The organism is Pseudomonas sp. HMSC065H01, assembly GCF_001815235.1.
In the GTDB taxonomy this organism is placed as follows: Bacteria; Pseudomonadota; Gammaproteobacteria; order Pseudomonadales; family Pseudomonadaceae; genus Pseudomonas; species Pseudomonas aeruginosa.
In genome coordinates this window covers 405,896-429,339 of the sequence record NZ_KV819862.1, presented here as the reverse complement: position 1 = coordinate 429,339, position 23,444 = coordinate 405,896, and the positions used below count along the sequence as shown (strand labels likewise).

The 23,444-nt window shown below is 56.7% G+C and carries 23 protein-coding genes; 14 read left to right on the top strand and 9 right to left on the bottom strand.

The window, feature by feature from the left end; translation table 11 throughout:
• Positions 1–136: 136 nt before the first annotated feature.
• The 5 genes from HMPREF3014_RS33400 (at position 137) to HMPREF3014_RS33395 (ending at position 5,362) form a co-directional block, all read left to right on the top strand.
• Positions 137–358 (top strand): SymE family type I addiction module toxin, encoded by a 222-nt coding sequence (locus HMPREF3014_RS33400; protein WP_003116686.1) that lies wholly within the window; start codon positions 137–139, stop codon positions 356–358.
• Positions 359–750: 392 nt separating this feature from the next.
• Entirely contained in the window at positions 751–1,131 is a 381-nt protein-coding gene (locus HMPREF3014_RS11645) for a nucleotide pyrophosphohydrolase (protein WP_003116685.1), read from the top strand.
• Positions 1,132–1,158: 27 nt separating this feature from the next.
• On the top strand, positions 1,159–3,015 hold the full coding sequence (locus tag HMPREF3014_RS11640; RefSeq protein WP_023087227.1) for a DUF2075 domain-containing protein: 1,857 nt from the start codon (positions 1,159–1,161) through the stop codon (positions 3,013–3,015).
• A 270-nt stretch (positions 3,016–3,285) separates the two neighbouring features.
• Entirely contained in the window at positions 3,286–4,668 is a 1,383-nt protein-coding gene (locus HMPREF3014_RS11635; protein ID WP_023087226.1) for a tyrosine-type recombinase/integrase, read from the top strand.
• 361 nt (positions 4,669–5,029) lie between these two features.
• Positions 5,030–5,362, top strand: coding sequence for a hypothetical protein (locus HMPREF3014_RS33395; protein ID WP_071535082.1), 333 nt, complete (start codon positions 5,030–5,032; stop codon positions 5,360–5,362).
• Positions 5,363–5,496: 134 nt separating this feature from the next.
• Here the strand turns inward: HMPREF3014_RS33395 and HMPREF3014_RS33390 are convergent, their stop codons facing one another.
• The 3 genes from HMPREF3014_RS33390 to HMPREF3014_RS33380 all read right to left on the bottom strand — a co-directional run bounded on the left by HMPREF3014_RS33390 (position 5,497) and on the right by HMPREF3014_RS33380 (position 9,207).
• Complete coding sequence (locus tag HMPREF3014_RS33390; RefSeq protein ID WP_023087225.1) at positions 5,497–6,876, bottom strand: macro domain-containing protein; 1,380 nt, start codon at positions 6,874–6,876, stop codon at positions 5,497–5,499.
• A 22-nt stretch (positions 6,877–6,898) separates the two neighbouring features.
• A complete protein-coding gene (locus HMPREF3014_RS33385; protein ID WP_023087224.1) occupies positions 6,899–8,236 on the bottom strand; it encodes a DUF4433 domain-containing protein in 1,338 nt (445 codons plus the stop codon).
• A 116-nt stretch (positions 8,237–8,352) separates the two neighbouring features.
• The gene (locus HMPREF3014_RS33380; protein WP_023087223.1) at positions 8,353–9,207 is read right to left on the bottom strand and encodes a restriction endonuclease; all 855 of its coding nucleotides are present in this window, start codon (positions 9,205–9,207) and stop codon (positions 8,353–8,355) included.
• A 344-nt stretch (positions 9,208–9,551) separates the two neighbouring features.
• Between HMPREF3014_RS33380 and HMPREF3014_RS11625 the strand changes: the two genes are divergently transcribed.
• From HMPREF3014_RS11625 to HMPREF3014_RS11600, 6 genes are all read left to right on the top strand, one after another.
• The gene (locus HMPREF3014_RS11625; RefSeq protein ID WP_009876675.1) at positions 9,552–9,824 is read left to right on the top strand and encodes a hypothetical protein; all 273 of its coding nucleotides are present in this window, start codon (positions 9,552–9,554) and stop codon (positions 9,822–9,824) included.
• Between the two features lie 98 nt (positions 9,825–9,922).
• A complete protein-coding gene (locus tag HMPREF3014_RS11620) occupies positions 9,923–10,891 on the top strand; it encodes a DUF932 domain-containing protein (protein WP_009876676.1) in 969 nt (322 codons plus the stop codon).
• 123 nt (positions 10,892–11,014) lie between these two features.
• A complete protein-coding gene (locus HMPREF3014_RS11615; RefSeq protein WP_023087221.1) occupies positions 11,015–11,416 on the top strand; it encodes a hypothetical protein in 402 nt (133 codons plus the stop codon).
• Between the two features lie 119 nt (positions 11,417–11,535).
• A complete protein-coding gene (locus HMPREF3014_RS11610) occupies positions 11,536–12,537 on the top strand; it encodes a YqaJ viral recombinase family nuclease (RefSeq protein WP_023087220.1) in 1,002 nt (333 codons plus the stop codon).
• A gap of 78 nt (positions 12,538–12,615) precedes the next feature.
• Positions 12,616–13,536: a recombination directionality factor gene (locus tag HMPREF3014_RS11605; RefSeq protein ID WP_023087219.1), complete on the top strand. Its 921-nt coding sequence runs from the start codon at positions 12,616–12,618 to the stop codon at positions 13,534–13,536.
• A gap of 46 nt (positions 13,537–13,582) precedes the next feature.
• Positions 13,583–13,771 carry a hypothetical protein gene (locus tag HMPREF3014_RS11600; RefSeq protein ID WP_009876680.1) on the top strand — a complete coding sequence of 63 codons (189 nt, stop codon included), beginning with the start codon at positions 13,583–13,585 and terminating at the stop codon, positions 13,769–13,771.
• 150 nt (positions 13,772–13,921) lie between these two features.
• Here the strand turns inward: HMPREF3014_RS11600 and HMPREF3014_RS11595 are convergent, their stop codons facing one another.
• Positions 13,922–14,266 (bottom strand): helix-turn-helix domain-containing protein, encoded by a 345-nt coding sequence (locus tag HMPREF3014_RS11595; protein WP_023087218.1) that lies wholly within the window; start codon positions 14,264–14,266, stop codon positions 13,922–13,924.
• A gap of 109 nt (positions 14,267–14,375) precedes the next feature.
• On the opposite strand from HMPREF3014_RS11595, the gene HMPREF3014_RS11590 reads away from it, so the two are divergent.
• The 3 genes from HMPREF3014_RS11590 to HMPREF3014_RS11580 are packed head-to-tail and all read left to right on the top strand — an operon-like array spanning position 14,376 to position 15,837.
• Positions 14,376–14,945 carry a DUF4339 domain-containing protein gene (locus tag HMPREF3014_RS11590; protein ID WP_009876681.1) on the top strand — a complete coding sequence of 190 codons (570 nt, stop codon included), beginning with the start codon at positions 14,376–14,378 and terminating at the stop codon, positions 14,943–14,945.
• Between the two features lie 25 nt (positions 14,946–14,970).
• Entirely contained in the window at positions 14,971–15,429 is a 459-nt protein-coding gene (locus HMPREF3014_RS11585) for a hypothetical protein (RefSeq protein WP_023087217.1), read from the top strand.
• 42 nt (positions 15,430–15,471) lie between these two features.
• Positions 15,472–15,837: a hypothetical protein gene (locus HMPREF3014_RS11580; protein WP_023087216.1), complete on the top strand. Its 366-nt coding sequence runs from the start codon at positions 15,472–15,474 to the stop codon at positions 15,835–15,837.
• A 468-nt stretch (positions 15,838–16,305) separates the two neighbouring features.
• On the opposite strand, the gene HMPREF3014_RS35395 is transcribed toward HMPREF3014_RS11580, so the two are convergent.
• The 5 genes from HMPREF3014_RS35395 to HMPREF3014_RS11560 all read right to left on the bottom strand — a co-directional run bounded on the left by HMPREF3014_RS35395 (position 16,306) and on the right by HMPREF3014_RS11560 (position 23,420).
• Positions 16,306–16,584 carry a YagK/YfjJ domain-containing protein gene (locus tag HMPREF3014_RS35395; protein ID WP_116813937.1) on the bottom strand — a complete coding sequence of 93 codons (279 nt, stop codon included), beginning with the start codon at positions 16,582–16,584 and terminating at the stop codon, positions 16,306–16,308.
• 57 nt (positions 16,585–16,641) lie between these two features.
• On the bottom strand, positions 16,642–17,949 hold the full coding sequence (locus tag HMPREF3014_RS11575) for a DUF1173 family protein (protein WP_023087214.1): 1,308 nt from the start codon (positions 17,947–17,949) through the stop codon (positions 16,642–16,644).
• A 253-nt stretch (positions 17,950–18,202) separates the two neighbouring features.
• Complete coding sequence (locus HMPREF3014_RS33370) at positions 18,203–18,487, bottom strand: helix-turn-helix domain-containing protein (protein ID WP_023087213.1); 285 nt, start codon at positions 18,485–18,487, stop codon at positions 18,203–18,205.
• 106 nt (positions 18,488–18,593) lie between these two features.
• Positions 18,594–18,920 carry a type II toxin-antitoxin system RelE/ParE family toxin gene (locus tag HMPREF3014_RS11565; RefSeq protein ID WP_012613972.1) on the bottom strand — a complete coding sequence of 109 codons (327 nt, stop codon included), beginning with the start codon at positions 18,918–18,920 and terminating at the stop codon, positions 18,594–18,596.
• Between the two features lie 450 nt (positions 18,921–19,370).
• Complete coding sequence (locus HMPREF3014_RS11560) at positions 19,371–23,420, bottom strand: helix-turn-helix domain-containing protein (protein ID WP_225037675.1); 4,050 nt, start codon at positions 23,418–23,420, stop codon at positions 19,371–19,373.
• Positions 23,421–23,444 lie beyond the last annotated feature (24 nt).

Genomic DNA, 23,444 nt, shown 5'->3' with positions numbered 1-23,444 from the left:
TTCGATCCGGGCAGCCCATCGCTTGACCCATGGATGCCCCCTCGCTACCCTGCCGGCCAGGTGCTGAACACACCTTCTCTAGGCGGTTAGCCGCTCCCGAAAGCCAAGCGGTTTTTTACCTACACAGGAAAAAATCATGGCTACCCAGAAATCCCCTCTTTCGAATTCTCGACTTCTAACGATCGGCTACCAGCTCTATAAAAGCCGTCATAGCGATTGGGAACGTCGTGGCAAACCACGGCAAATTCCCTACCTGCGCTTGAGTGGCGACTGGCTGGAGGCTGCGGGCTTTGAGGTTGGCTGCAAGGTGAGCATTCAGGTCACCAGGCGGCGCCTTGTCATGCAAGTTGAGGATTGAGGCCATGCGCCCCTCGGGCAGAGAGTATCTGCTCAGGGGGCGCTGGTTTCTCTGTGAACCTTCATCCCATTCCTGCCGCATCTCGCCCTGCGCTCGCGCACCAGGCATCGTAGGAAAACGTCGCTCAGACACCCTTGTCTCCTCGAGCTGAAGCCAGCATGGGAGAGCAAGCTCAGCATGGAGCGAACTCCTGGACCGCAGGAAGCAGCAAAAGCCCATGGTGGCTGACGATTCGCCGAGGGCATGTCCGACAGCTTGTAGCCCCCTATCCCATGAAGAATCCCTACGATCTTTCTCCCTTCGTCTGAAGGAAGTATGGTGGCGGGCAATGGCGTCGCAGACGCCCGAGGCCCCGCCTCGCCGCCAGCCCGAAAAGATTCCTGGATATCGCCGTGACAAACGCATCGCCCCCCTCCTCCCTGGTAGACGTCGGCCAGCTCGCCGCCGCCCTCGATCGTTTCGCCGCCGAGCGCAACTGGGCCCAGTTCCACTCGCCGAAGAACCTGGTCATGGCCCTGACCGGCGAGGTTGGCGAACTCAGCGAGATCTTCCAATGGATGGACGAGGAGCAGTCGAAAGACGCCGCGCGCCATCCCGACACCGCCCAGGCGGTGCAGGACGAACTGGCCGACGTACTCATGTACCTGGTGCGCCTGGCCTCGGTCCTCGGCGTCGACCTGGATGCCGCCGCCCGGCAGAAGCTGGAGCAGAACAACCGGAAATACCCGGTAGAGAAAGCCCGGAATAGCAGCAAGAAATACGACCAGTTCTGAAGAAAGGCCATATCAGGGAAGATCGACGTGATCGTTTACGAAGCGACCAAGAAGCAGTTCCTGCAAGACAGCGACAACGACGATATCGAAGAGGTGATCCTCCAGCATTTCAAGGCGGTCACCGGCAAAAGCGTCGGCAACTCGGAAATCAACTCGTGGAAAGGCTCCCTCGGCTACATGGCCAAGGTGCTGCGCGACGAGGAAGTGCCCGACGACACTGGCCTGGCCATCGAGCTGCATATCCCCCAGACCTCCAAGCGCATCGACATCACCCTCACCGGGCGCGACGAGTCGGGAGGCAAAAACGCGGTGCTGGTCGAACTGAAGCAGTGGAGCAAGGCCAGCGCCACCGGCAAGGACGCCATCGTCCGCACCGCCCTGGGCAATGGCCTGCGCGAGGTCGTCCATCCCTCCTACCAGGCCTGGTCCTACGCTACCCTGCTGGAGGGCTTCAACGAGGCGGTCTACGAGGCAAGCATTTCCGTCCGCCCCTGCGCCTACCTGCACAACTACCCGCGCGACGGTGTGATCGACTCCCCGCACTACCGCGACTACATGGAAAAGGCCCCGCTGTTCCTCAAGGGCAAGGACGAACTGGCGCGCCTGCGCAGCTTCATCAAGCAGCACATCAGGACCGGCGACGCCAAGGAAGTGCTCTACGAGCTGGCCAACGGCCGGATCCGCCCGTCCAAGGCCCTGGCCGACTCGCTCAAGGGCCTGCTCGCCGCCCAACCGGAGTTCGTACTGATCGACGACCAGAAGGAAATCTACGAGTCCGCCATCGCCGCGGCCAGGTCAGCCTCCGAGACGCATCCCCGTGTACTGATCATCGAGGGCGGCCCGGGCACCGGCAAGACGGTGGTGGCGATCAACCTGCTGGTCCACCTCACCGGGCTCGGCCTGGTCGGCAAGTACGTGTCCAAGAACGCCGCGCCACGCAAGGTCTACGAATCCAGGCTGGTGGGCTCCATCACCCGCAGCCGCTTCTCCCACATGTTCACCGGCTCCGGCGGTTTCATCGAGACCGAGCCCAACACCTTCGACATGCTGATCGTCGACGAAGCCCACCGCCTGAACGAGAAGAGCGGGCTCTACGGCAACCTCGGCGAGAACCAGATCAAGGAACTGATCGAAGCCTCCAAGTGCGTCATCTTCTTCATCGACGAAGACCAACGCGTCACCCTCAGCGACATCGGCAGCAAGCAGGCCATCCGCGAGTTCGCCAAGGCGAAAGGCGCCACGATCGAGGAATACAGCCTCGCCTCGCAGTTCCGCTGCAATGGCTCGGACAGCTACCTCGCCTGGCTCGACGACGTGCTCGACATCCGCCCGACCGCCAACCAGCAACTCGACGCCAGCCAGTACGACTTCAAGGTCTTCGACACCCCCGAGGCCCTGCACGCCGCCATCGCCGCCCGGAACCAGAACAACAAGGCCCGCGTCGTGGCCGGCTACTGCTGGCCGTGGCGCAGCAAGAAGGATCCCCGGCAACAGGACATCGTCATCGGCGACTACCAGCGCCAATGGAACCTCGACCAGGACGGCAGCCTCTGGATCATCGCCGAGAACTCCATCGAACAGGTCGGCTGCATCCACACCTGCCAGGGCCTGGAGGTCGACTACATCGGCGTCATCATCGGCCCGGACCTGATCGTCCGCGACGGCAAGATCATCACCGCCCCCGAACAACGCGACCGCCACGACAAGTCCATCCGCGGCTACAAGAAACTGATGAAGGAAAACCCGGAACTGGCGCGCAAGGAGACCGACCTGATCATCAAGAACACCTACCGGACGCTGATGACCCGGGGGATGAAGGGGTGCTACGTGTTTTGTACGGATGAGGAGACGGCGAGGTATTTTCGGGGGCGTGGCGGAAGGTAGGACAGCTTCCAGGGCATCGTGGACGCGTCATGCAAAGAGATGGGGACGAGGAATTTTAATATTCTACCCCTTGTACCCCATGCTCTTATTTCATGGATTTCCATGGACGCTAGTGGACACTGACGGATCGCCTACACCCTAGTAAATACGGGGAATACAGGCTAAATTAGCGTCCATCACGGTCCATGAGCATCCACCGACAGCCAAGCGATTCGGTGGGGTAAAAGTGGGGTAAAATTCCATGAAATCGAATTAGGCAAGGGGTAGGACATGGCCAAACTGACAGCCAAGCAACTGGAAGCACTCACCACAGCCGATGATGGCCGGATCCTCCGCGAGGACGGGGGCCTGGTCGCTAAAGTCCGTGCCGGCGTGCGTGGTGTGACGGTGCAGTTCCGCTACGAATTCAAGCAGGATGGAATAAAGCGCGACCACAGCCTGGGCAGTTGGCCGAAGAAATCGCTAGCGCAGATTCGCGCCGAACGCGACGAAGTGAAAGCGATAGCCGCCAAAGGGATCGACCCCACCGCTGCCCGTAAGGCTGCCAAGATCGAAGCCCAGGCCGCCATCGCCGCGACCATTGCCGAAGCTGAACGTCAGGCCGCAGAAAACAAGACAGTCGCCGACCTCTTTGAGGAGTGGATGCGTGATGGCGTATCACGCCAGGACGGTAATGCCGAACTGCGTCGCAGCTTCACCAAAGACGTGCTTCCACTTATTGGCAAGAAGCCGCTGCGCACCCTGACCGAGAAAGACCTGCTCAAGGTCCTGCGCTCAGTCAAAGCCCGTGGCCTGAACCGCACCGTAGTGATCCGCAGCAAGGACATCGGCCAGATGCTGCGCTGGGCCGAGAAACGCAAACCATGGCGCACCCTGATGGCCGACGGCAACCCGGCCGACCTAATTGATGTCAACAAGTTGCTCGACCACGACTACGAGGAACAGCGCGATCGCCTGCTCTCCCCTGACGAAATCCGCGAGCTGCGTGATGTCTTCGCCCGCCTGGAACGCGACTACGACGCCCTCCCCGCCGGACAGAAATACTCAGGCATCCGTCCGGTAAACCCACGCGTGCAATGCGCCGTCTGGATCTGCCTAAGCACTCTCTGCCGTATCGGCGAGCTGCTCAAATCAGAATGGCGGGATGTGGATCTGGAGAAAGGCACCTGGTTTATCCCCGCCGAGGCCACCAAAGGGCATAAGGGCAAGCGCCAGGATCACCATGTGTTTCTATCGCCATTCGCGCTGGAGCAGTTCAAGCGACTGAAAGACGAAACCGGCCATACCCCGTTCTGCTTCCCGAGCAAGGACGAGAACAGCCATGTCGACACCAAGACGGTCAGCAAGCTGATCGGTGATCGGCAGTGCCGTTTCAAGAACCGTAGCAAACCACTTACTGGTCGCCATCATAATGACTCACTAGTACTGAGCAAAGGTACTAAAGGCGAATGGACACCTCATGACTTGCGCCGCACAGGTGCAACCATGATGCAAGAGCTCGGTATAACGCTGGAGATAATTGATCGCTGCCAGAACCACTTGCTGGGTGGATCAAAAGTTCGCCGACACTATCTCCATTATGACTACGCCAACGAGAAAGCAGAGGCCTGGCAACACCTCGGAAGCAGGTTAGAAAAAATCCTAACCCCCTAAAGTACCATCTCAAGCTCTGCGCAATCAAAAAGAGAACGATTTGGGATCCAGCCAATGGGGAAATTAGCCCTGAGTACGATGAAGCTGATCGAAACTTGGCCGGACAAGACGCGGGATAGAGATAACTCAGACGGTTGCTAGGCGTTGGTTTGCCCGAGAGAAATCCGCCAGGGAGACATGAGGCATAGGCAGCAGGGATAAGCCTGCATAGAGAGATAAGGTGATGGGCATGACCACGGACTAGGCGCCGCTCACTATTCCAGATCTTTCTTATTGACGCTGGGCACGATCAGCTTAAGGTCTAGCTGACTATACACATCCCGAGATAATGCCCATCTCGGACTACACGGATGTAACTCAGATGAAGAAAGCGTTGATCTCTCTTGCCATATTTAGCTGTACCGCCATCGTATCTGCCGAAGAGAAAACCGCCCTCGCCGAAGCTGCCGAAACGATGAAGCCCATCATCGAAGTTCCTGCGCAGTATATTGAGAAAAGTATCATGCAAAGCCTGGCCGATGGAAAAGGACCACTCGCGGAAGGGGCACGAAGAAATCTTAAAATGCAGGCCCAACACGAACGGGAAGCCAACAGAGGCACCCGTAGATCCATGAAGGAATGTATCAAGCCAGGAAACGTAATCGATGATGACGTAAAAGAGTGTACCGAAGGAACTCGTGAGAGAACATGGTGAATTTATGTGCAGGACGGACTAAAACACTAATACCCCTCGACTCTCACATGAATCTATAACAGCTAACAGAACCCAAAGAATTCGCTCACTACAACATCACGAAAATAAAACCAATAAAATCAAAAGTCTCTACACTAATGCTTTATCAAAGAAATAATTTCTCTCAATGACTTTGCTGCCCCCTCATCCTCAACATCAACTTTAAGAACCAACCCTTGCGCCCCGCTATACCTAACGGACTCTAGTATCTTCACCCACAGCTCAAAGGGATATTTGTCAAGATCAACAGTCAATGAGACAAGCTCTTTTCCAACTCCGAGACTTTCGGTGCTATCTACATCAGCACAGCCATCCTTACGCCCGTCAGAAAATACTGGCTCACCTCTATATGCACTTAAAAGATTCTCAACATTCGGCGCACCATCTGTCGAACGTCGACCAATCGCAAAAGCATTTGCCTCAGCCAGTAAACTTCTACTCTCGTTTGACATAACATCATAGCGTATGAAGAACTTTGCGAGCTGTCGCCAGTCAGAATTAGATCTCTTCAAAACCCAGCCTACTTCTGGGTCAGACAAAAGTGCTGCCGATGAATTACCACTTAGGATATCTGTGGCACCGGCCAAGGTAAATCGACTCCACTTTTCACCCGGGGCCACAGCAGATATTAGCGTTATTGAGCCCGAGCAATCGCCCCCCGCTTCCACCGCTATTTTCTTCCTAGTTAACACGCCAAAAGGAAGGATCATTACAACATTCATTCCGCGATCTAAAAAAACTCTAGCTACATCTTCACTAGAACGATTGTTATAAATCAGAGCGACGGTAATACCATCTCCTTTCCTGGAAAGCTCCGAAGAAATTGATTCAAGAGCCGACATCTCTCTCATAGAGGGATTGCGCGAAGGAAAAACAGATATCCAGGGCTCGTTTAGCGCTCCCAAATCACCCTTAGCATAAATAGTAGAGCCAGTTTTATTAGAAAAACTCGCGAATGAAGATGCAGTATACCCTGCGCGCTTTACTTCAAGACTTTCATCCTCGCCAGCTGTAGCAGTGCCAACCCGCCTAGATTCTGAGGGCGAAAATACCAACAGGTTTGCCGGTAAATCAGAAAGTTTCTCTCTGATCATCTGAGAAACACGTCCCCAGTCTAATCCGCCGTGCCCACATCCCAAAGCTGGAATTGTTACGGTTACGCTTCCCAGTGGAGCAAGAAATTCATACAGAGCGTCCAAACCTGTATCGATATCCTCATATCTTGAAGGATCTCGCCAGTCCCTCTTTGTTGGAAAATTAACTACCCAATCGCCCGTCAAAGAACGCCATACATGCAACTTTCCTGGACGAACCAAGCCAGCATCACAAGCTTTTTTATAATCCTTGAACATCTCAGGCAAAAGCTTTTTAAAAGCCAGCGCGACCCCAGCCCCCATAACTCCAACACAGTTTACGGTATTCACTCGAATATCCGCAGGAGTCTCGAACATGTCTCCATCAAGAAAACTAATCATGCAGACCTCTAACTCCCGTTTTTTACATAGACTCGAGACACCAATCATACAACCGTTCTGCGCCGGTTTCATCCCACCAATGCTCAGCTAACGCTGTTGCATCAGCCTTGCCCAGCGCAAAGAGCATATCCAGCTCAGATTTATTATCGACAACATCCAAAATTTGCCGTGCATCTCGCTCCTTTCCAAGCACTTCACCGACAAGATCATGATAGCAAACTAGCTTGGCAAGGGTCGTTGCCTTTATCGCCGAGACATTTCCGACCACCCTGGTCAGTACGTTGACCATCATTGGCATAGCGCCAACTGGATGATTTGGGTCAACTTTTTGTAATCCGCCATTAAAATCCCAGCGGGAGCGCGGCCCTTTACCAATATCGTGCAAATATGCCGCAAGCTCTACCAGTACTCGCTGCCCCTCTTTAAGCTCACCATACTCACGAAGGGAGAGCAACTTCGCCACAACTTCCTTAGTATGGACATCAACAGTTCGTTTATGTACGCCATTTTCGGATTTAAGCCCAACCAACTCTGCCGTTTGAGCAAGACACCCAAAGTCCTCCCTTAGTGCATTTAAAAGTTCTACCTCATCCTCAAATTCAGCAGACTCCTGGTGCTTACCTATATCCGAGAGCATTTCCTGGCAAGCCGCCGAAAATATCATTGATATCTCTCGCGGCCCTGTAACTATACTCGTCCCCTTCCTTGCTGCCTCCTGAAAATTAGTAAACCAGTGGCGTCTTTCTGGGGATTCGAATTCAATCACTGGAAAAGGCACACCAGCTTCCGCAACAATATCCTCTACCCGCTTCTTTATCCCTTCATTCCATACAACGCAGCGCGCTGCCGCCGCCAGAGGAAGACTCCCATACACAAGAGCTTCCGCCATTCGCTGATGTCGGAAGTCATCATTGACATTCCCCCACTTACGACTATCAATAGCCTCCCAGTTCAACTTACACAACTCATCGGGATTATCAAAGAACTGCGGAGGAATAACCGTATTCGCCGATGCATTGGTGAACACCACATCACCACGCTGAAGTATGGATATAGGAAATTCAAAATAAAGAATTTCCATCTGATCTACGTTTTTTGCGTTAATCACGCCAAGCAGCATTGGGCTGATCGCGCCAAAATAGAGAGGAACATAATCATGAACACACCCCCCGGGTCCACAAGGAACGGCCATTTCTGCACGCCTCTTCTGGATTCCCGAAGCCGCAATTGAGTGATGCCCAAATCTTGGAAAGCCTTTATGATTATTTGCTAAAAATCCCGACCTTAGCAAATTCGGTAGATTATCGATGTGGGAAAAGTGATAGACATAACGGCCACTATGCTCTGGAGGAATCGACATGGAAGACCTCTTAAATTTAAATCCCGCATATTAAAACAAGGACCCAAACACAAAACTCACCAATTACATCAAAATACTTCGAATGGATAGTCAAACGCCCCACAAACAATCATGTACTATTTATTTCTTCCCCCTCGACAAGCCGGATATTCTTGACACCCCCAAAACTGCATACCAATATTCGCCCCACGCTTAGCAGTTCGAGCGATCATGGGCTCATTGCAAACAGGACAGCTTGGGCTTTCTGATTGGATAGCATTTATATCTGCGTCAGCATTTTGCTGGGTGGCAGATCTAGATTCCGAGCGAATGTTGATCCATCGTTCGAGTAGAACACCATCGACCAATTGAATATTGCGACCTTCCGAAAACTTCCTGGCTTCAGCAGTATATCTACCCGATGTAACAACAAAGCCTCCTGCAGCTCCTTCCGCAGCCATAACACCGAAGAACTCGCGAACCACCGTGACGCCAACCTTGATGGACTTCCAATGTTTGCACTGCACTAGATACTTGTCAGCTCCCAGATGCAACACCAGGTCAACGCCACCATCCGGTCCATCGCCGCCCTTTTCGATAACTGTATATCCCTTGCGGCGGAAGGCCTCTCCGACCAGCAGCTCGAACTCGCGCCAGCTAATGCCTTCGATTACTTGCCCAGGCTCTCTCGCGTTCGCCGCGTTTGCATGCAGCTTCTTGCGTTCTGCCCTAGCAACCAAAGAACCAATGGCTCCTAGAACGAATACCGCAGGCAACACGAACTGGCCGAAAAAGGCAAAAGTGCGAATGAGCTGACCGGCAACTGATTGCCCCATCTGGTGCAAGTCTTTGGGGACTTCAGGCTGACTGTTAGCAATAGGATGGAGAATGAGCCAACTGCCCAAAGCGATGAGCAGACTTACCCACCACGGCAAGCGGCTAGCAATCTCAATGAGGTCCTCGATGAGCGAGGTTCTGCGGCGACGAGCCATCCCAGTCTCCTAAATACGCATCCATTCATGGCCAGAGGCCATACACGGAGGCTAGCGCGAGACACTAGTACCCGTAAAGACTCTAGGGTGACTACATAAGGCCGATTGTCAGAAACAGCCTGTTGAAATGAGGTTTCATCGCCTTTGAAAGGCCCGATTTACAAGGCTTCGGGGTAGCGTGGGGTGGCTCTCATGCGATTCATAATGCTTGGCTGCACCAATCGATCAGAAAAAATTTCAGCTCTATATCACTGCAATGACAAACCCACCATGGAGGCCTCCCAGCTATGTCATTGCAGTGCCCTCGCTGTAACTCTCCCAAGATCGCATCCCTGCATCCCGCCATGAAGATCGGTGCCTTCGTCGGCACGATCGGTGGCGCAGCACGCGGTGCATCCGCCGCGCTGGCCGGCAGCCAGGCCGGCGCGGCAGTCGGCGCCATTGCCGGTCCGCTGGGCATCACCCTCGGTTCGTTGTCCGGCGCCATTCTTGGCAGCCTGGCCGGTGGCGTTGGCGGTTGTGCGCTCGGGGCCCAGCTCGGCGACCAATTGGATCGCCATGTGCTCGCCAACAACCTCTGCCTGATTTGCGGGCATCGCTTCAACCTGCCGACCTGATCGGCTTCGTTCTTCGCTCCCCTTCTCCTTCATCCCTTTCGCCGGTGCTGCGCTTCGCGCAGCGCTTTATGCCGGCTATTGCTCACAGGAAACTCATCATGGCTCATCTCATCGAACGCATGGCCTATGTCGGCGAAGCCCCCTGGCATGGTCTGGGCAGCCGCCTTTCGCCGAAACAACCGCTGGAGGTCTGGCAGCACGAAGCCGGTATGGACTGGCAGATCCAGGAAAGCCCGGTGCACTTCAAAGCCGACGCGGTCGGGCACCTGGGCAGCATCCACTCCTTCCCCGAACAGAAGGTGCTCTACCGCTCCGACACCAAGGAACCGCTCTCGGTGGTCTCCCAGCGCTACCAGGTGGTGCAGCCACGGGAAGTGCTGGAGTTCTACCGCGACCTCACCCAGGTCTCCGGCTACGAGCTGGAAACCGCCGGTGTGCTCAAGGGCGGTCGTAAGTTCTGGGCACTGGCACGCACGGGGCAAAACACCTCGCTGAAGGGCAACGACCTGGTCAACGGCTACCTGCTGCTGGCCACCTCCTGCGACGGCACTCTAGCCACCACGGCGACGCCAACCACGGTGCGGGTGGTGTGTAACAACACCCTGACCATCGCCGTCGATGGCGCTACCCGGGCAATCAAGGTGCCGCACAGCACCCGCTTCGATGCCCAGGCGGTGAAAAAGCAACTCGGTATCGCCGTCTCGCAATGGGACGAATTCATGTACCGCATGCGCCATCTGGCCGAGCGCAAGGTGCAGTGGCACGAGACGATGGGCTATTTCATGCAGGTGCTCTGCGATGCCCAACCCAACAATCCGTTGCCGGATGCCCTACCGAACGAGCGCGCGCTGCGTCGGGTGCAAAGCCTGTACGAAGGCCGCGGCCGCGGTTCGCAGTTGGAAGCCGCCAATGGCACCGCCTGGGGCCTGCTCAATGCCGTCACCGAGTACGTCGACCACGAACGCCGGGCGCGTAGCAACGAGTACCGCATGGACTCGGCCTGGTTCGGTCAAGGGGCAGTGATCAAGCAACGCGCCCTGGAGGCGGCCCTGCAGTTGGTGGCCTGACGGCCGTTCCCTCCTCTCGTTCAGCGGTAGCTCGCTGGTACCGCGGCGTTGGGCGTTTTCTTCCACCCACCGGGGTTCCGCTCCTGGGGAGTGGGCTCCGGTATTTCATTGGAGACCTCTCTCATGGGCTGGCTGTTCTCATCCCGTACCCGGGCAGAACTCATCCAAACTCTGATCCGCCCCGAAGACACGGCACGGGCCTATGTTCGTGTGCTTGTGCATACCTTGCGCGGCAACGTGCTGTGGTCGGTCACCGAAGTGACGGCGAAAGCCGAAGGCGTTCACCCAGACCTCGCTCCCGGCGAGTCCATGCGCTACATCCGCTGCGACCTGCTGCAACGCAGTGGCGGTGAGTGGGGGTACAAAGCCATGGACGAGTCCATGGCGCCGTACTACTACAGCTGCCCGCTGCGCTATCTCGATATGGCCAAGGAACTCTCGTCCGGCTGGCGCGAGAAGGTTCGTGCTCATCACGCACAGCGACGTCAGTCGGCGACCGCTACAGCCGGTGCTGTAGCCCGGTAAGTGGGAGAGATCCCAGCCCCGCCTGGATGCAGTCCTCCCATTGATGGCCTGACGGCCATTGCCCCTATGCCCGACCGGTTCTGCCGGCCGGGCATTTTTATGTCCGGAGAAAAAACCTCATGCCCCATGCCCATTCCACGCCCAACAGAACACGACAGCGCCCTGCCCTGCGCCTGGTCGGTACCAAGGACCTGTCCCGTGATGAGTGGCTGGCCGTACGCAAGCACGGGATCGGCAGCTCTGACGCCGCGGCTGCGGTCGGCCTCAACCCCTACAAGTCGCAGCTGGAGCTGTGGCTGGAAAAGACCGGCCGCGATGCCGGACTGCCCAAGAGCGATCCGAACGACGAGGAAAGCCCGACCTATTGGGGCAACATCCTCGAGCCCATTGTCGCCAACCACTATGCCCAGCGTACCGGCAACCGAGTACGGCGGATCAATGCCGTGCTGCAGCATCCGGATCCGAAACTGGACTGGATGCTGGCCAACATCGATCGCGAGGTGATTGGCGCCATCGACGTGCAGATCCTCGAATGCAAGACCGCCGGTATCAACGGCGCCCGCCTGTGGAAGGAAGGCGTGCCGGTGTACGTGCAGTTGCAGGTGATGCACCAGTTGGCCACCGGCAAGCAGGCGGCCGACGTGGCCGTGCTACTCAGCGGCCAGCACCTGGAGATCCACCGCATCGAGCGCGACGAGGAGCTCATCGCCCGGTTGATCGAGCTGGAGCGCGACTTCTGGGGCTACGTGCAACGCGATACGCCTCCGCCGGCGGATGGTTCCGACTCGGCGGAGCAGGCCCTGCGCTGCCTATACCCGGAGGACCAGGGCCACACCCTGGACTTCACCCAGGATCCGCTGCTGTCGGCGGCCTTTGATGAACTGCAGGCAGTACGCGCCAGTCTGGAGCTGCAGAGCAAGCGCGAAGCCGAACTGAAACAGCAACTGCAGCAGGCCATGGGCGATGCCAGCCGGGCCCTGTTCACCAACGGCGCGGTGTCCTGGCGCAAGGCCAAGGACAGCGTGGTGCTCGATGTGTCTCGGCTGCTCAAGGAAAAACCCTACCTGCTGGCGCGCTACCCCACCACCAAGGTCGGCAGCCGGCGCTTCCTGATCACCTGATTTCGCTTCCCCCTTGACCACCTCGGCGTTTCCCCTGCGCCGGGGTGGTCTTTTTTATTCATCTACTGGAGAACCACCATGCTCAAAGGCTTGGCCATTACCCCGCCGGTGCTCGGACGGATTTCCATCGGCAAGGTCGTCGAGAAGAACGGCAAGCGTCTGCCGGAGAAGGACGATCAATTCACCCTCACCTCGCAGGTCCAACTGCGGGATGGCTGGTTGCCCCATCCCCTGGACGAGGAGTTGCGCAAGGCCCAGGGCGGCAAGATCCGCAGCATTCCGATCCGCCTGCTGTTCAACGCGCCGGAGCTGAACTTCCGCGCCGAGTACTGCCTGTTCGATCGGCATTCCGGGCGGCCGCTGTGTGTCGGCAACGGCGAAACCTGCAAGCGCCGTGGCCAGGACGGTATCGCTTCGCTGCCCTGCCCTTCGCCGGATGGCTGTCCGCTGGCCAAGGGCGGTGCCTGCAAGCCCTACGGTCGCCTCAACGTCGCCATCGGTGATGAGGATCCGTTGGGCAGCTTCGTGTTTCGCACCACCGGCTTCAACAGCATCCGCACCCTGGCGGCGCGGCTGCAGTACCTGCAAGCGATCTCGGGCAACCGCCTGGCGTGCTTGCCGCTGGAGCTGCACCTGCGCGGCAAGTCCACCCGGCAGAGCCATGGCTCGCCGATCTTCTATGTCGACATCACGGTGCGCAGAGGATTGTCGATGGAGGAAGCGCTGCTGCAAGCGCGGGAACTCGATGAAGCACGCCAGGCCTCCGGCTTCGATCAGGTAGCGCTGGACGCCACGGCACGGCTGGGCTTTGCCAATGGCGCTTTCGAGGACAGTGACGAGGAAACGGGGGCCATCGCCGAGGAGTTCTTCCCGGAGCCGACTCCCGCATCGCCCCCTTCGAGCGCTCCTGCAGCAGAACCACCGGCTACGCCGAAACCCACCCTATCAACGCTGCTGAAAGCCCGCGCCGAAGCTCGGGCCCAACATACCGCGGAGTGACATCCGCGGCATCCCCCACCACTCAACCTACGAGGAGGATCGCGCCATGAACCTGGTGCGCTTCATTGGTTTGCTGTTCGTGTTCATCGGCGTGCTGGCCAGCTGTGCGGTGGCCGTTGCGCTGCTGGTGCTCATGCTGCGCTTCTGGCCGGTGCTCATCACTGTTGGACTAGCACTACTGCTATTTCAGCGTTTCATTCGCTCGATTAACGCTCGCCTTACTCAGCATACCTAAAACGGATCAACAGGAGGCCAAGGAACTCCTGAGCATCCCATTTTGGGGATCGAAGGACTCAAGCAAGATCAGCGATCAAGCACCGCGCGCAGGATGAAGGCTGGCGAAATGGAGAGGACATCCCATGCTCCGGTCCATAGCAGAAGCGCATTAGGACCGGAGCCTACCGGCCAAGCGTTCCACGATATCCATCACCAGCTGACGATCCTCTGGTGCCAACTGGGCAAGCAAGTCATGGATACGTGCTGATTGCTCCGTAGTCCGTGGACTCATTTCCGTCAATAACTCCGCCAAATCGCATTCGAAAATGCTCGCGAACTCGATTAGGCGCTCAATGTTGGGCTTTCGAAGTCCTCGCTCAATTCGTGAGACCGCTTCGTTTCCAATCCCTAACCGAACGCCCACCTCTTCTTGCGTCAATCCCATTCGTATTCGGTGCTTGGCAATCGCCTTACCCGTGAGCACCGCCAGACGTTTCAAGTCGTTATTGGCCATGAACCCTCCATTCAGCCTGAATGGTTGGCTAACACCCCAATTGACATGAAGGGCCAGAAAAACCGAACATCAACCAAATTGGACCATAACCAACCCAGAGGAGCCTGTAATGCAGGACGCAAACACCACTATCGAAACTTCCTGGTTCTACGAAGAGAAAGGCGAGCGCAAAGGCGGTTTCGACCAGCAGCAGATCATCGCCCTGATCCGCAGCGGCAAGCTGACCTATGGATCGATGGTCTGGAAGAAAGGAATGCCAGGGTGGGCGCAGATCGAGCAGACCGAACTGCGCCAGCACTTGGAAGACATCGCACCACCACCACTGACCGGCGCAGGCGTGAATAACAAGATCATCTGGCTGCTGGCGTTCGCGCCAATCATTGGCTACCTGCTGGAATCCTTCGTCGCGGGATTGCTAGGCGCGACCGAAGCCCAGTGGGAGCGAGCCATGACGGAGAACCGTTACTGGTACGTGACTCTGCTATTGAACATCGCCCTGTCGGTTCTCGACTCCAAGCGACTCAAGCAAGCCGGCCATGACATAAGCCGCTTCAAAGGCTGGGTGTTCGTGGTGCCGGTCTACCTCTATCAGCGCGCCAAGCTGCTGAACCAGAACCTCGCCTACTTCATCACCTGGATCGTGTGTTTCTTAATCAGCATCGGTGCTCACCAAGCCTAAGCCTCATTTACGAGAGACATTTCCCATGAAAAAGAACAGAGCACTCGCACTGCTTTCCGGCTTTGCCATGTGCATTGTGGCTACCGACACCGTATTTGCCGGCACCTACGAGTGGACCTCCGCATATACCCAGGGTGTCGAAGAGCACCTGGTCGACGACGGCAACGGCAACGAACTGAACATCTCCTGCCCTGACGACGAAAGACCCGTAACGGCCTATGCAAGCATCACTGGCAAGCAGTACTCCTCCGATAAAGGGGATGGCTTCGACGTGATCGTCGACGGCACCACCTATAGCAATCCCTTCTTCACGGACTGCCACGTCTGTGGCGCCAACTTCCCTGGGTTCTGGGCAGCACTGCGCAAGGCCAACAACCTGCAGATCAGCGCTGAAGGCAAGACAGTGAAGCTGCCGACCAAGAACCTGAAGAAGGTTCTGCTTCCCTATAGCAACAAGCAAAACATCTGCCGGTCAGCCTGGTAGTCAGCAATCAACTCCTTGATAACAACTCTTCAGGAAATAAGCATGGAACAACAACATGAACAGGACTCGGCAAGCTCCGAAACCGACCTCCCAATCAGTCCAGCGGTAATTGGCTGGGGGCTGGCCGCCGTAGTCTTTTCGATTCTCTGCATGGTCTTCAACAACTCGCCTTTGGTATTGGGTGCAGGATTCTTCGTGAAGTTTCTTGCGGTGATCGTAGGTTCGGTATTGGGACTGATCGGTGCCTTACTTGGTGATGCCATCCGTAAGTTTGCCCATCCGGATGCGGTCTATACCAATGGCGGCATCCTCAACCTGATTTGGATAAAGGTGTTCTGGCTCATGGGACCGCAGGTGATTGGCCTACTGGCCGGGGTCTTCATCGGCTGTGCCATCGTGCTGCGCTAGAGGGAACCATGAAAACCAATTTTGCTGTGCTCTTATGTCTTCTGGCCTTGGCTGCCTGCTCCGATGAGAACTCAAAGCTCCGAGGCCAATTCATCGCTGGCTGCATCCAGAGTGGAGCTCCCAAATCTATTTGCGCCTGCACATTTAAGAAACTGGAAGAGAAATACAGCCCCAGTGAGCTGAAAGCTCTGAATACCCCCTACAAGGCTCCACCGGATAGCTTCCTAAGAGACACAATGCAGTTCGCCCTAGCCTGCAGATCCGAATAATCTTCAAACCTATAGCTAAAACAGCAACGCACAAGCAAATTGCTTGTGCGTTGCTTTATTTTTTGTCAAAAACCCACAATAGCAGCCAATTTTTATATATAAAAACTCTTCCTTGCGCATCTACAGTTAAAGCTCACCTACCCGCTGCCGGTACCAAGACTTTCCTTATCGGGGCGGACCTTGGTCCGCAGTCGAGTTGCTAATGCTCACTCCACCTTGTACATCGCGTTGTCTGGTAGTTCGCCCCCACCTGATTGATCTGCAGCCCCAGGGTGCTAGCCCAAGCCTCCTGCAAACGGCTAATCATGTTAGGGGTTTCCGACTGCAGCCGCCCTACGGTATAGAACGCATCTCGGTTGAGCAGAATCAGCGCGTGATAGCGTGGACTACTTTGTCGACTGCATCGACCAGATCCTGGCCGAAGGCCTGTAATCCAGCGGGTGCATTGCGGGCCCGAAACCGCCGGCTTGTAAGACATGACCGCGCTCACCACGAACCAATCAAAATGCCCGCTCGAGCGGGCATTGTTATGTGGCTATTCGGTATCGGCTACAGATTCCGGTACGTCTTCGCCGGCGGTTTCTTCATTTTCTCTACTGCGGTAATCGATCGTTCGTTCTGGGAAGCCTGGGATCCCCTCCCCTTTGGTATCGATGAAGGCATCCCAGTGCCACCAGCCAGCGGAACCGAACTGACCGTTGTACCAACGAATCTTTCTCTGTCGGCGCGACTGGTACGTCGGCGTATTCATCCCGAATACCTCCAGAGGATATTGCGTGTCACGGCCCATGTCTAGCAGCCAGAAGTCAGGAAAAATTTCATCCTCAGCTTCAAAGCGTGGGGGCTTGAAGAAGGCGCGTCCCTCGGCGTGGAGCTTTTCCTCAATTGTGGCTTCGTAGCCGGAGTCGAGCGGAATCATCCGGTCGCTGACGCGCATCAGCGCCAAATCCAGGACATCCGCGTAGCGCCCCTTCTTCAGATTCAGCTGCGCGATCGCAATAACCTCGTGCCCAGACTCCCACGCGACTAGCTCAGAAGCAAAGCTACGTTCAACTCGGCGCCGAACCTCCGCTCGAATGTCCATCGTCGGCATCCCGAAGGGTCCCGAGACAGAAAGCGTCAAGAGATTGCGTCGTTCCGAGTTGAAGGACGCCAGCGGCGACACCGCAATGAGCCTGCGCGAATGCTCCTGCGCCAGCTCCACGACCTCAGCATTGCGCTTCGCCATGCGGGAGTTCTTCTTGGCCGACATCAGCAAGACGTCGAACACCGTCATTCGGCTGGCCCGGATACGCTTTGCGGCTTCAGATACCCAATAGGCAACATTCGCGGGCGTTCGCTTGCCTTCCATCAGTGGGTACCAGTTGGCCAATCCAGCCTCTAACCACAGCAGCTGGAGCAGCCCGAGCAGACGTATCGAAGGCTTCTTAACCCCCGGCGTACGCGGAACGTCGGCCACGTCATCGGCGGCGGGAGACGCTTCTTTGACTCGAAGGCCATGGGCTAGCCGGATGCGCAGGGTGTTGTCATCGGCCTCCTCTACAACTCCCTCAGCGTAGCCCTGCAGGCCTGATCGCTCTGGGGCGTGAGCATGGAATCGGCAGTCGTTTGCATGCTCCGGACCGGTGTTGGCGTACCGGGCAAGGTGATAGTTGTCGCTCCCCTCCCGATGTTTCACCGAGAGATAGCGATTACCCTTGCCGGGGCACAGGCAGACCACAGGGGTACCGTGTGCTCGTTGCAGGACCGATTTCCAGCCATCCTCGAATTCGTTCTTGACCTGGAATTCCCTGGAATATTTCTTCTGGGTACTGACCACCCGTACTTCGTAAGTTTTCGACATTTCCTCTCCCTGCTCACCCGGGCGCAGTTAGCTGCACAGCACCTGCAAGCGTCAACATGCCAGAGGGGCTAGGAGATGAGCCAGTGCTTTACTGTCACTACACTACTTGCTAAATGTACAAACAAGGCAGTTTCACGGGCTGTAGCGAAGCCCTGAAATGAAAAAGCCCTGCCATTTCAGGCAGGGCTTGTGGGTAGTACTTATGCTGTCGTGCAACCACTCGGTGACCGCAATCAGGCTGCGCCCCCACGGCTTATGCTGCGCGTGGGATCACCGATATCTCAAGAGCCAGATCAGCCGCGCCCAGCAGGTTTACCAGGGCGTCCAGAGAGAACTTGTCAATCTTGCCTTTGAGCAGGTCATTCAATCTCGGCTGCGTCACTCGCAGGCGAGCAGCAGCATCTTTTTGCGGAAGATCCCAGCCCTTGACAGTACGGGTGAGAGCCCGCATGAGTTGGGAACGGATACGCAGGTTTTCGGCTTCTTCTGGCGAATCAACCAGCGCATCCCAGACACTGGTAGCGCGTTCGTTTGCCATCTGTTTGTTACCTCTTGATGAGTATGTGTTGCTGTAGAGTCAGGACCCTGTGTTGATGAGCCCCCTCACGGCCATTCCGTAGCCGGAGAGGGATATCCCAACACCCTCAGTCCAGTGATTTCAGCCTGGCTTTGGCCAGGTCGATATCACGCTTTTCCGTCTGCTGTGTGGTCTTCTGGAAGACATGTAGCACGTAGATCGCGTCAGGCCGGTTAGCCACATAGAACACGCGAAAAGCCCCTTTAAAACTCACCCGGATTTCCATTACACCTGGCCCGACCGTTGTCATCGGCTTCCAGTCAGTGGGCTCATCCCCATGCTGGACCAGATTAAGCTGGTAACCCACTCGTTGCATGACTTCAGCGGGCAAGTCCCGCAGATCGTCCAGGCTGCTGTCTACGAACTTCACTTCCTTCGTCTGCTCTTGCTGCATGTTCCCTCCGTCTTCGCCCAAAATATTGACCGTTATGCCGTTTCATGGCTTTTCCTCGGTTGATTGCTGGACACACGTGCCAGGAGGCCCTCATTGAGGGGAACCCTGGCGCCATTGATTTATTGTGGCCAGTAACTCAATTTTATATCAATTTCGATATAAAAGTCAAGCCGCAAGTCTCCGTGTGATCCTGTTTGGGTGAGCTAAGGCTTGCTGGATGGGCGCGGGCAGGCCGGGTGATCCTGGTCGGATCACCTCGCACTTCAAGGGTGACTGCGTAGTGGCGGGAGGCTCGATTGCCAATAGGAGCTAGCACGCCTGAGCAAGCGCGCCATGAACAGCATCTCCTCAGCCAGAACTGGCCAAGGCCTTCAGTGCCAGAATCTGTAGTCGTATACCCGTGAGTACATCAGCGCCCTACCGCCACGGGGAACGCTGACTCCCAGAAGACTAATACCTCCATTCTTGTCGTTCTGCGCTATCGTCGTGATGGCTCGCCTCGGCTTCATAACGCCTAGCGATTTTTTCCAGGGCTGCGGCCGTGGCGGGATACTCCGACTCCAGTGCTTCAGCCCATTTCCGGAACTTAGCCATCTCGGCCCGTTCAAGCGCACCACCATCACCAAGCAGCCTGGTCGTGACCCCTCGCCGGTCTATCTGGCCGACCAGAAATCCGTCCAGGAGCGTTTTGTCCTCGAACTGTTCGATGACTTCCCGCACGGCTTCTGCCGGCCAAATACCGTCTGCGCCAACCGGTGAGGCCGATAGAATCACGCCAATCTGACTCATCGCGATGCCCTCACGGTGCCTGTCCTTAGCCAAGCGAAGCACCTCGACAATCCATTTGCTCAACGCATTCTTATCGATAGAACCATCGCTTTGCGTACCAGGAACCAGATTCCACACACGGAGCAACCGATATGCTTGGCGCGCGACACTCGTAGAACGCTGCTCCTGAGCGTCTTCCGCCCCTTGATACTCCTCACTAGGTGCGAAAGCAGCAGTCAGCATGTGAACGAACATCTGAGGATCCTTCGAAAGCGACTCGAGAATCGCCTTGGGAGGCCGAGCCGAGTGCTCCAAAACCTGCAGGTACTTCCATTCGAGAAGCGCTAGCACGCTGTCCTCTAGGTCAGCACGTTCATCAAGAGACTTGAATATCTGCTCGACGTAATACTGGAACATCGTTCCTTCGTTCGGATCAGCCGTAGCCTCATGAGGCTGCGTAACAGCTTCGTTCAGCAGTCCTACGAGCATCGCTGTTGGCAGGTGAGCGATGGTGTCGCGCCCCGCAAACGCCAGTGCAGCCCTCGCTCTACCTACTGAAATCAGCTTGCCAATGGCGTAGCCGATATCCTTCTGGTCGCTCGGCCAAAACACCGGCACAGCCTTCCAATAGTCTTCCTCGATCTCATCGCCTGCCCGATGCGCCTGGCCCCAAGTCCACTCTTGCGATGGAATAGCTAGCAAAATAGCGAGGACTGACGAACGACCCCATGCAGCGTCGAGGGCCTTTGAGATCAGCTGCTCACCCCATTGCTTTCCTTTGAAGTGGAAACTCGGCGCAATGAGACCGCGGGCAAACTCCTGCTCGCTTGCGTTGCCATTCGGCAAGGCCGCTTCCAGGAGCGCCTGGAGGTCAGGCTCAGATAACCCACTGTCATAGAGAGCCGTACCAAGCATGCCTGGGTACTCGAGCTGACGTGCAAGTTCAAGAACAGCGCCCCCCCCTTTCTCTCGAAACAGGCTATCTGCAGCCTGTTTCCTGAGCTCTTCAAGATCGCGACGCTCGTTCTCCCAGCCAGAAGAGGGTCTGGGAACGACCGCACCACTAGTAAAGAGCCAGCTAATCCGTTTGAACCTGTCAGATGGGGTGAAGCGCTCGTAGATCCCCTCAAGCCTACCGAGGACATCTTCGGCCATCGCCCACTCTGCGCCGGGATGCTGTCGATGTTGGCTCAGCGACCGGCGGATGGCCTCCCAGAGAACCATGCGGCTAGCTTCATCCGATATCGACTTTTCGGCTGCCCCAAGCTCGGAAATCACATCCACAGGCCCCGACACCAAATCGGGGAGGCGCTTAATCAATTTTGCCCAGCGTGGTGCACTGCTACCGGCATCAGAGATCAATCGACTGGAGATTTCCAGTACGCCTCGGTTGATGAGACTCCAGCTCACCTCCTCGACTTTATCTGGCGTGAAATCTCGCCAGCGCGGAGTTGGCGAGGGCGTGAACGAGTCATGCCCCCTGGGAAGAATGCCCAGCATAAGTCTCCATGCGGCATCACTTTCGCGAGCCCTCAGAGCATCGAGGGTTTTGAGCCTGGTCGCCAAAGGCGCAAACGTCTGCGGCCCCCACAGCAGGAAAATACTTCGCAGGCTGTTTCGCGGCCGGTTCATGTATCGCGCCGGTGTATTGTCGATAGCATCTAGCCTTGCGAGAACGCGAGACACGCGCGTAAGCAGAGCGGGTGACCACGCCAGGGACTCCAGGGCCCAGAGAAGGTCGCACAAATGCGAGGCTCCTCCTCCTATCCCCTCATCGATAACAAAAAGTGCTCTGAGCGGCTGATCATCTCGTTTGAGGCTCTCGTCCAGCGCATCAAGAAACTCACTTGGCGATGCTTCGGCTAGCAGTCTGAAATCACTCGCAAGTGACCACCATCGTGCTTGATTGGCGCCCGCCAACAAAGTACGAACGATACGATCGGCACTCTGCTTGGCACCTTGGGCAAGGATCGCCTTCTCCCCCCACAGGGCAAGCAAAATAAGCGTTTGCCCAACGCCCTGCCTAAGCAGACCTGAGTAGCTCGGCGCAATTTCTCGGAAGGGAGCCATCCAGCGCTCTTCTGGCGACATGCTAAATCGGGGATCCTCGGCGCCCAATACCGCAAGAGCAACGCTCTCGAACTTGCTCACGTCACCGCTGGTGAGACGAGAAGCAAGCAGCATCCAGGCATCCATTGGAGACTTCACCCGCCAGGTTGAACCTACCTTCTGAAGAGGGCTGTCAAAGTTTCCAACAAGTGGAGCCAAGTCCGCAGCAACGCGGTCGTAGGGCAGACCAGCCACCTCTGCGATTCGTTCGCAGTCCGCTTCAGATCCATCGTCCCAGCCGCCGACAAGCAGCGCAGCGCGCAGTGCAGCAGACGGAGGTTCATTTGCCCATCGGGGAAGCCGCCCAGGTGCTGAAAGCATGAGGCGCCTGAGAACAGTCAGATTTCTTGCGCACTCCCGAGCAAGCGAATCCGCCTTCGCCTCCTGAATCCCCGCTTTAGTCAGCGCGAATACGATCCCCTCACGCGATGGTCTTTCCAGCGCACGCAGATCGCCTTGAGAAACCTGACGATCGTCATAGCACTGGAGTACATAATGCCCACGATCGATCAAAACCTTCGCAAGGCCCGGTTCCGGCTCCATCATCAACAGAATCAACGGGCCCGGTGCATCTGATAGCGCTCGGGCCGCCTCAGTAGTTGTGGCGACAACGCAGCGTACCCGGTAAGCGATCGAGGCATCTTTGGGCAGCATGTTCAGCGTGGCATGGAAGAAAGCGACAATCTCTTCGGCTGTATTCGCTTGAAGCGACAGCATTGAAGGGCCGCCCCTCAGCCAGCGGAGGATCTCTGCTGAGTTCTGGTCTCGGTCGCTAAGAACCAAGTCTTCAGAAAGCGGCTGCTCCGTTGCACGAGACCACTCATCCCAAACGTCACTCAGCTCACGCACGCCCGCAGGTCGCTTGTTCAAACGAGTAGCGAGCCACAACCCAACAGATGGCGTTTGTTCGATCCAATGAACCAGGTCATCCGCATCGTAGGCACGGACATCCTTCCAGTTCGCCTCCAACTTCCTCTCGCTCACCCACTCGTGCTTCGCAGGCCACGGGCGGGTGGAGATAAACACATAGGTGGCGTTCTTCGGATCCAGTGGTAGAGGCTCGATCGTCCGCTTTGTGTAATCGCTTGTGGCCTTCCCCGTGATGTTCGTCCGCTGGGTTGTAATTTCCCAGCCGGTCTCCCCTTGGGGGACATAGAGGCTGCGTGTTGGACCTGAGGTCAACCCATCGTAGCCAGGAAACCTTACGCTCTCATCTGCCGGGAATCGTCGCCAAACACCGGCACCTTCGGTCGCATAGACCAAGTAAGCAAGCAGCGTTGGCATGCTCGCTACAGCATCGTTACTACCCGCCCATCCCGCGAGATCTTCCGAAGTCACCCATCGAACTGGGATACCTGGGCGCTCGGCAGCGGCAATGGGCGGCAGGGCCGGACCTATCACAGCACCTTGTGGCGGGAAACTGATACCTGCGCTTTCCAGGGCGCTGCGGATGACCAAAGCATTGTTGGCCAAAGGGGGCCGGTGGCCTCGCTCGAAATCGGCCACGGTGGAGGTCGCTACGCCAGCATGCTTGGCGAGCTCCTGCTGAGACCACGCAAGAAGGGCTCGTGCTGCCCTTACTTGCCGGGGTGTCAGTTCGTCGGGAGGGCTAGACTGATTCATGGTCATATGAAATAGCGCAGATTC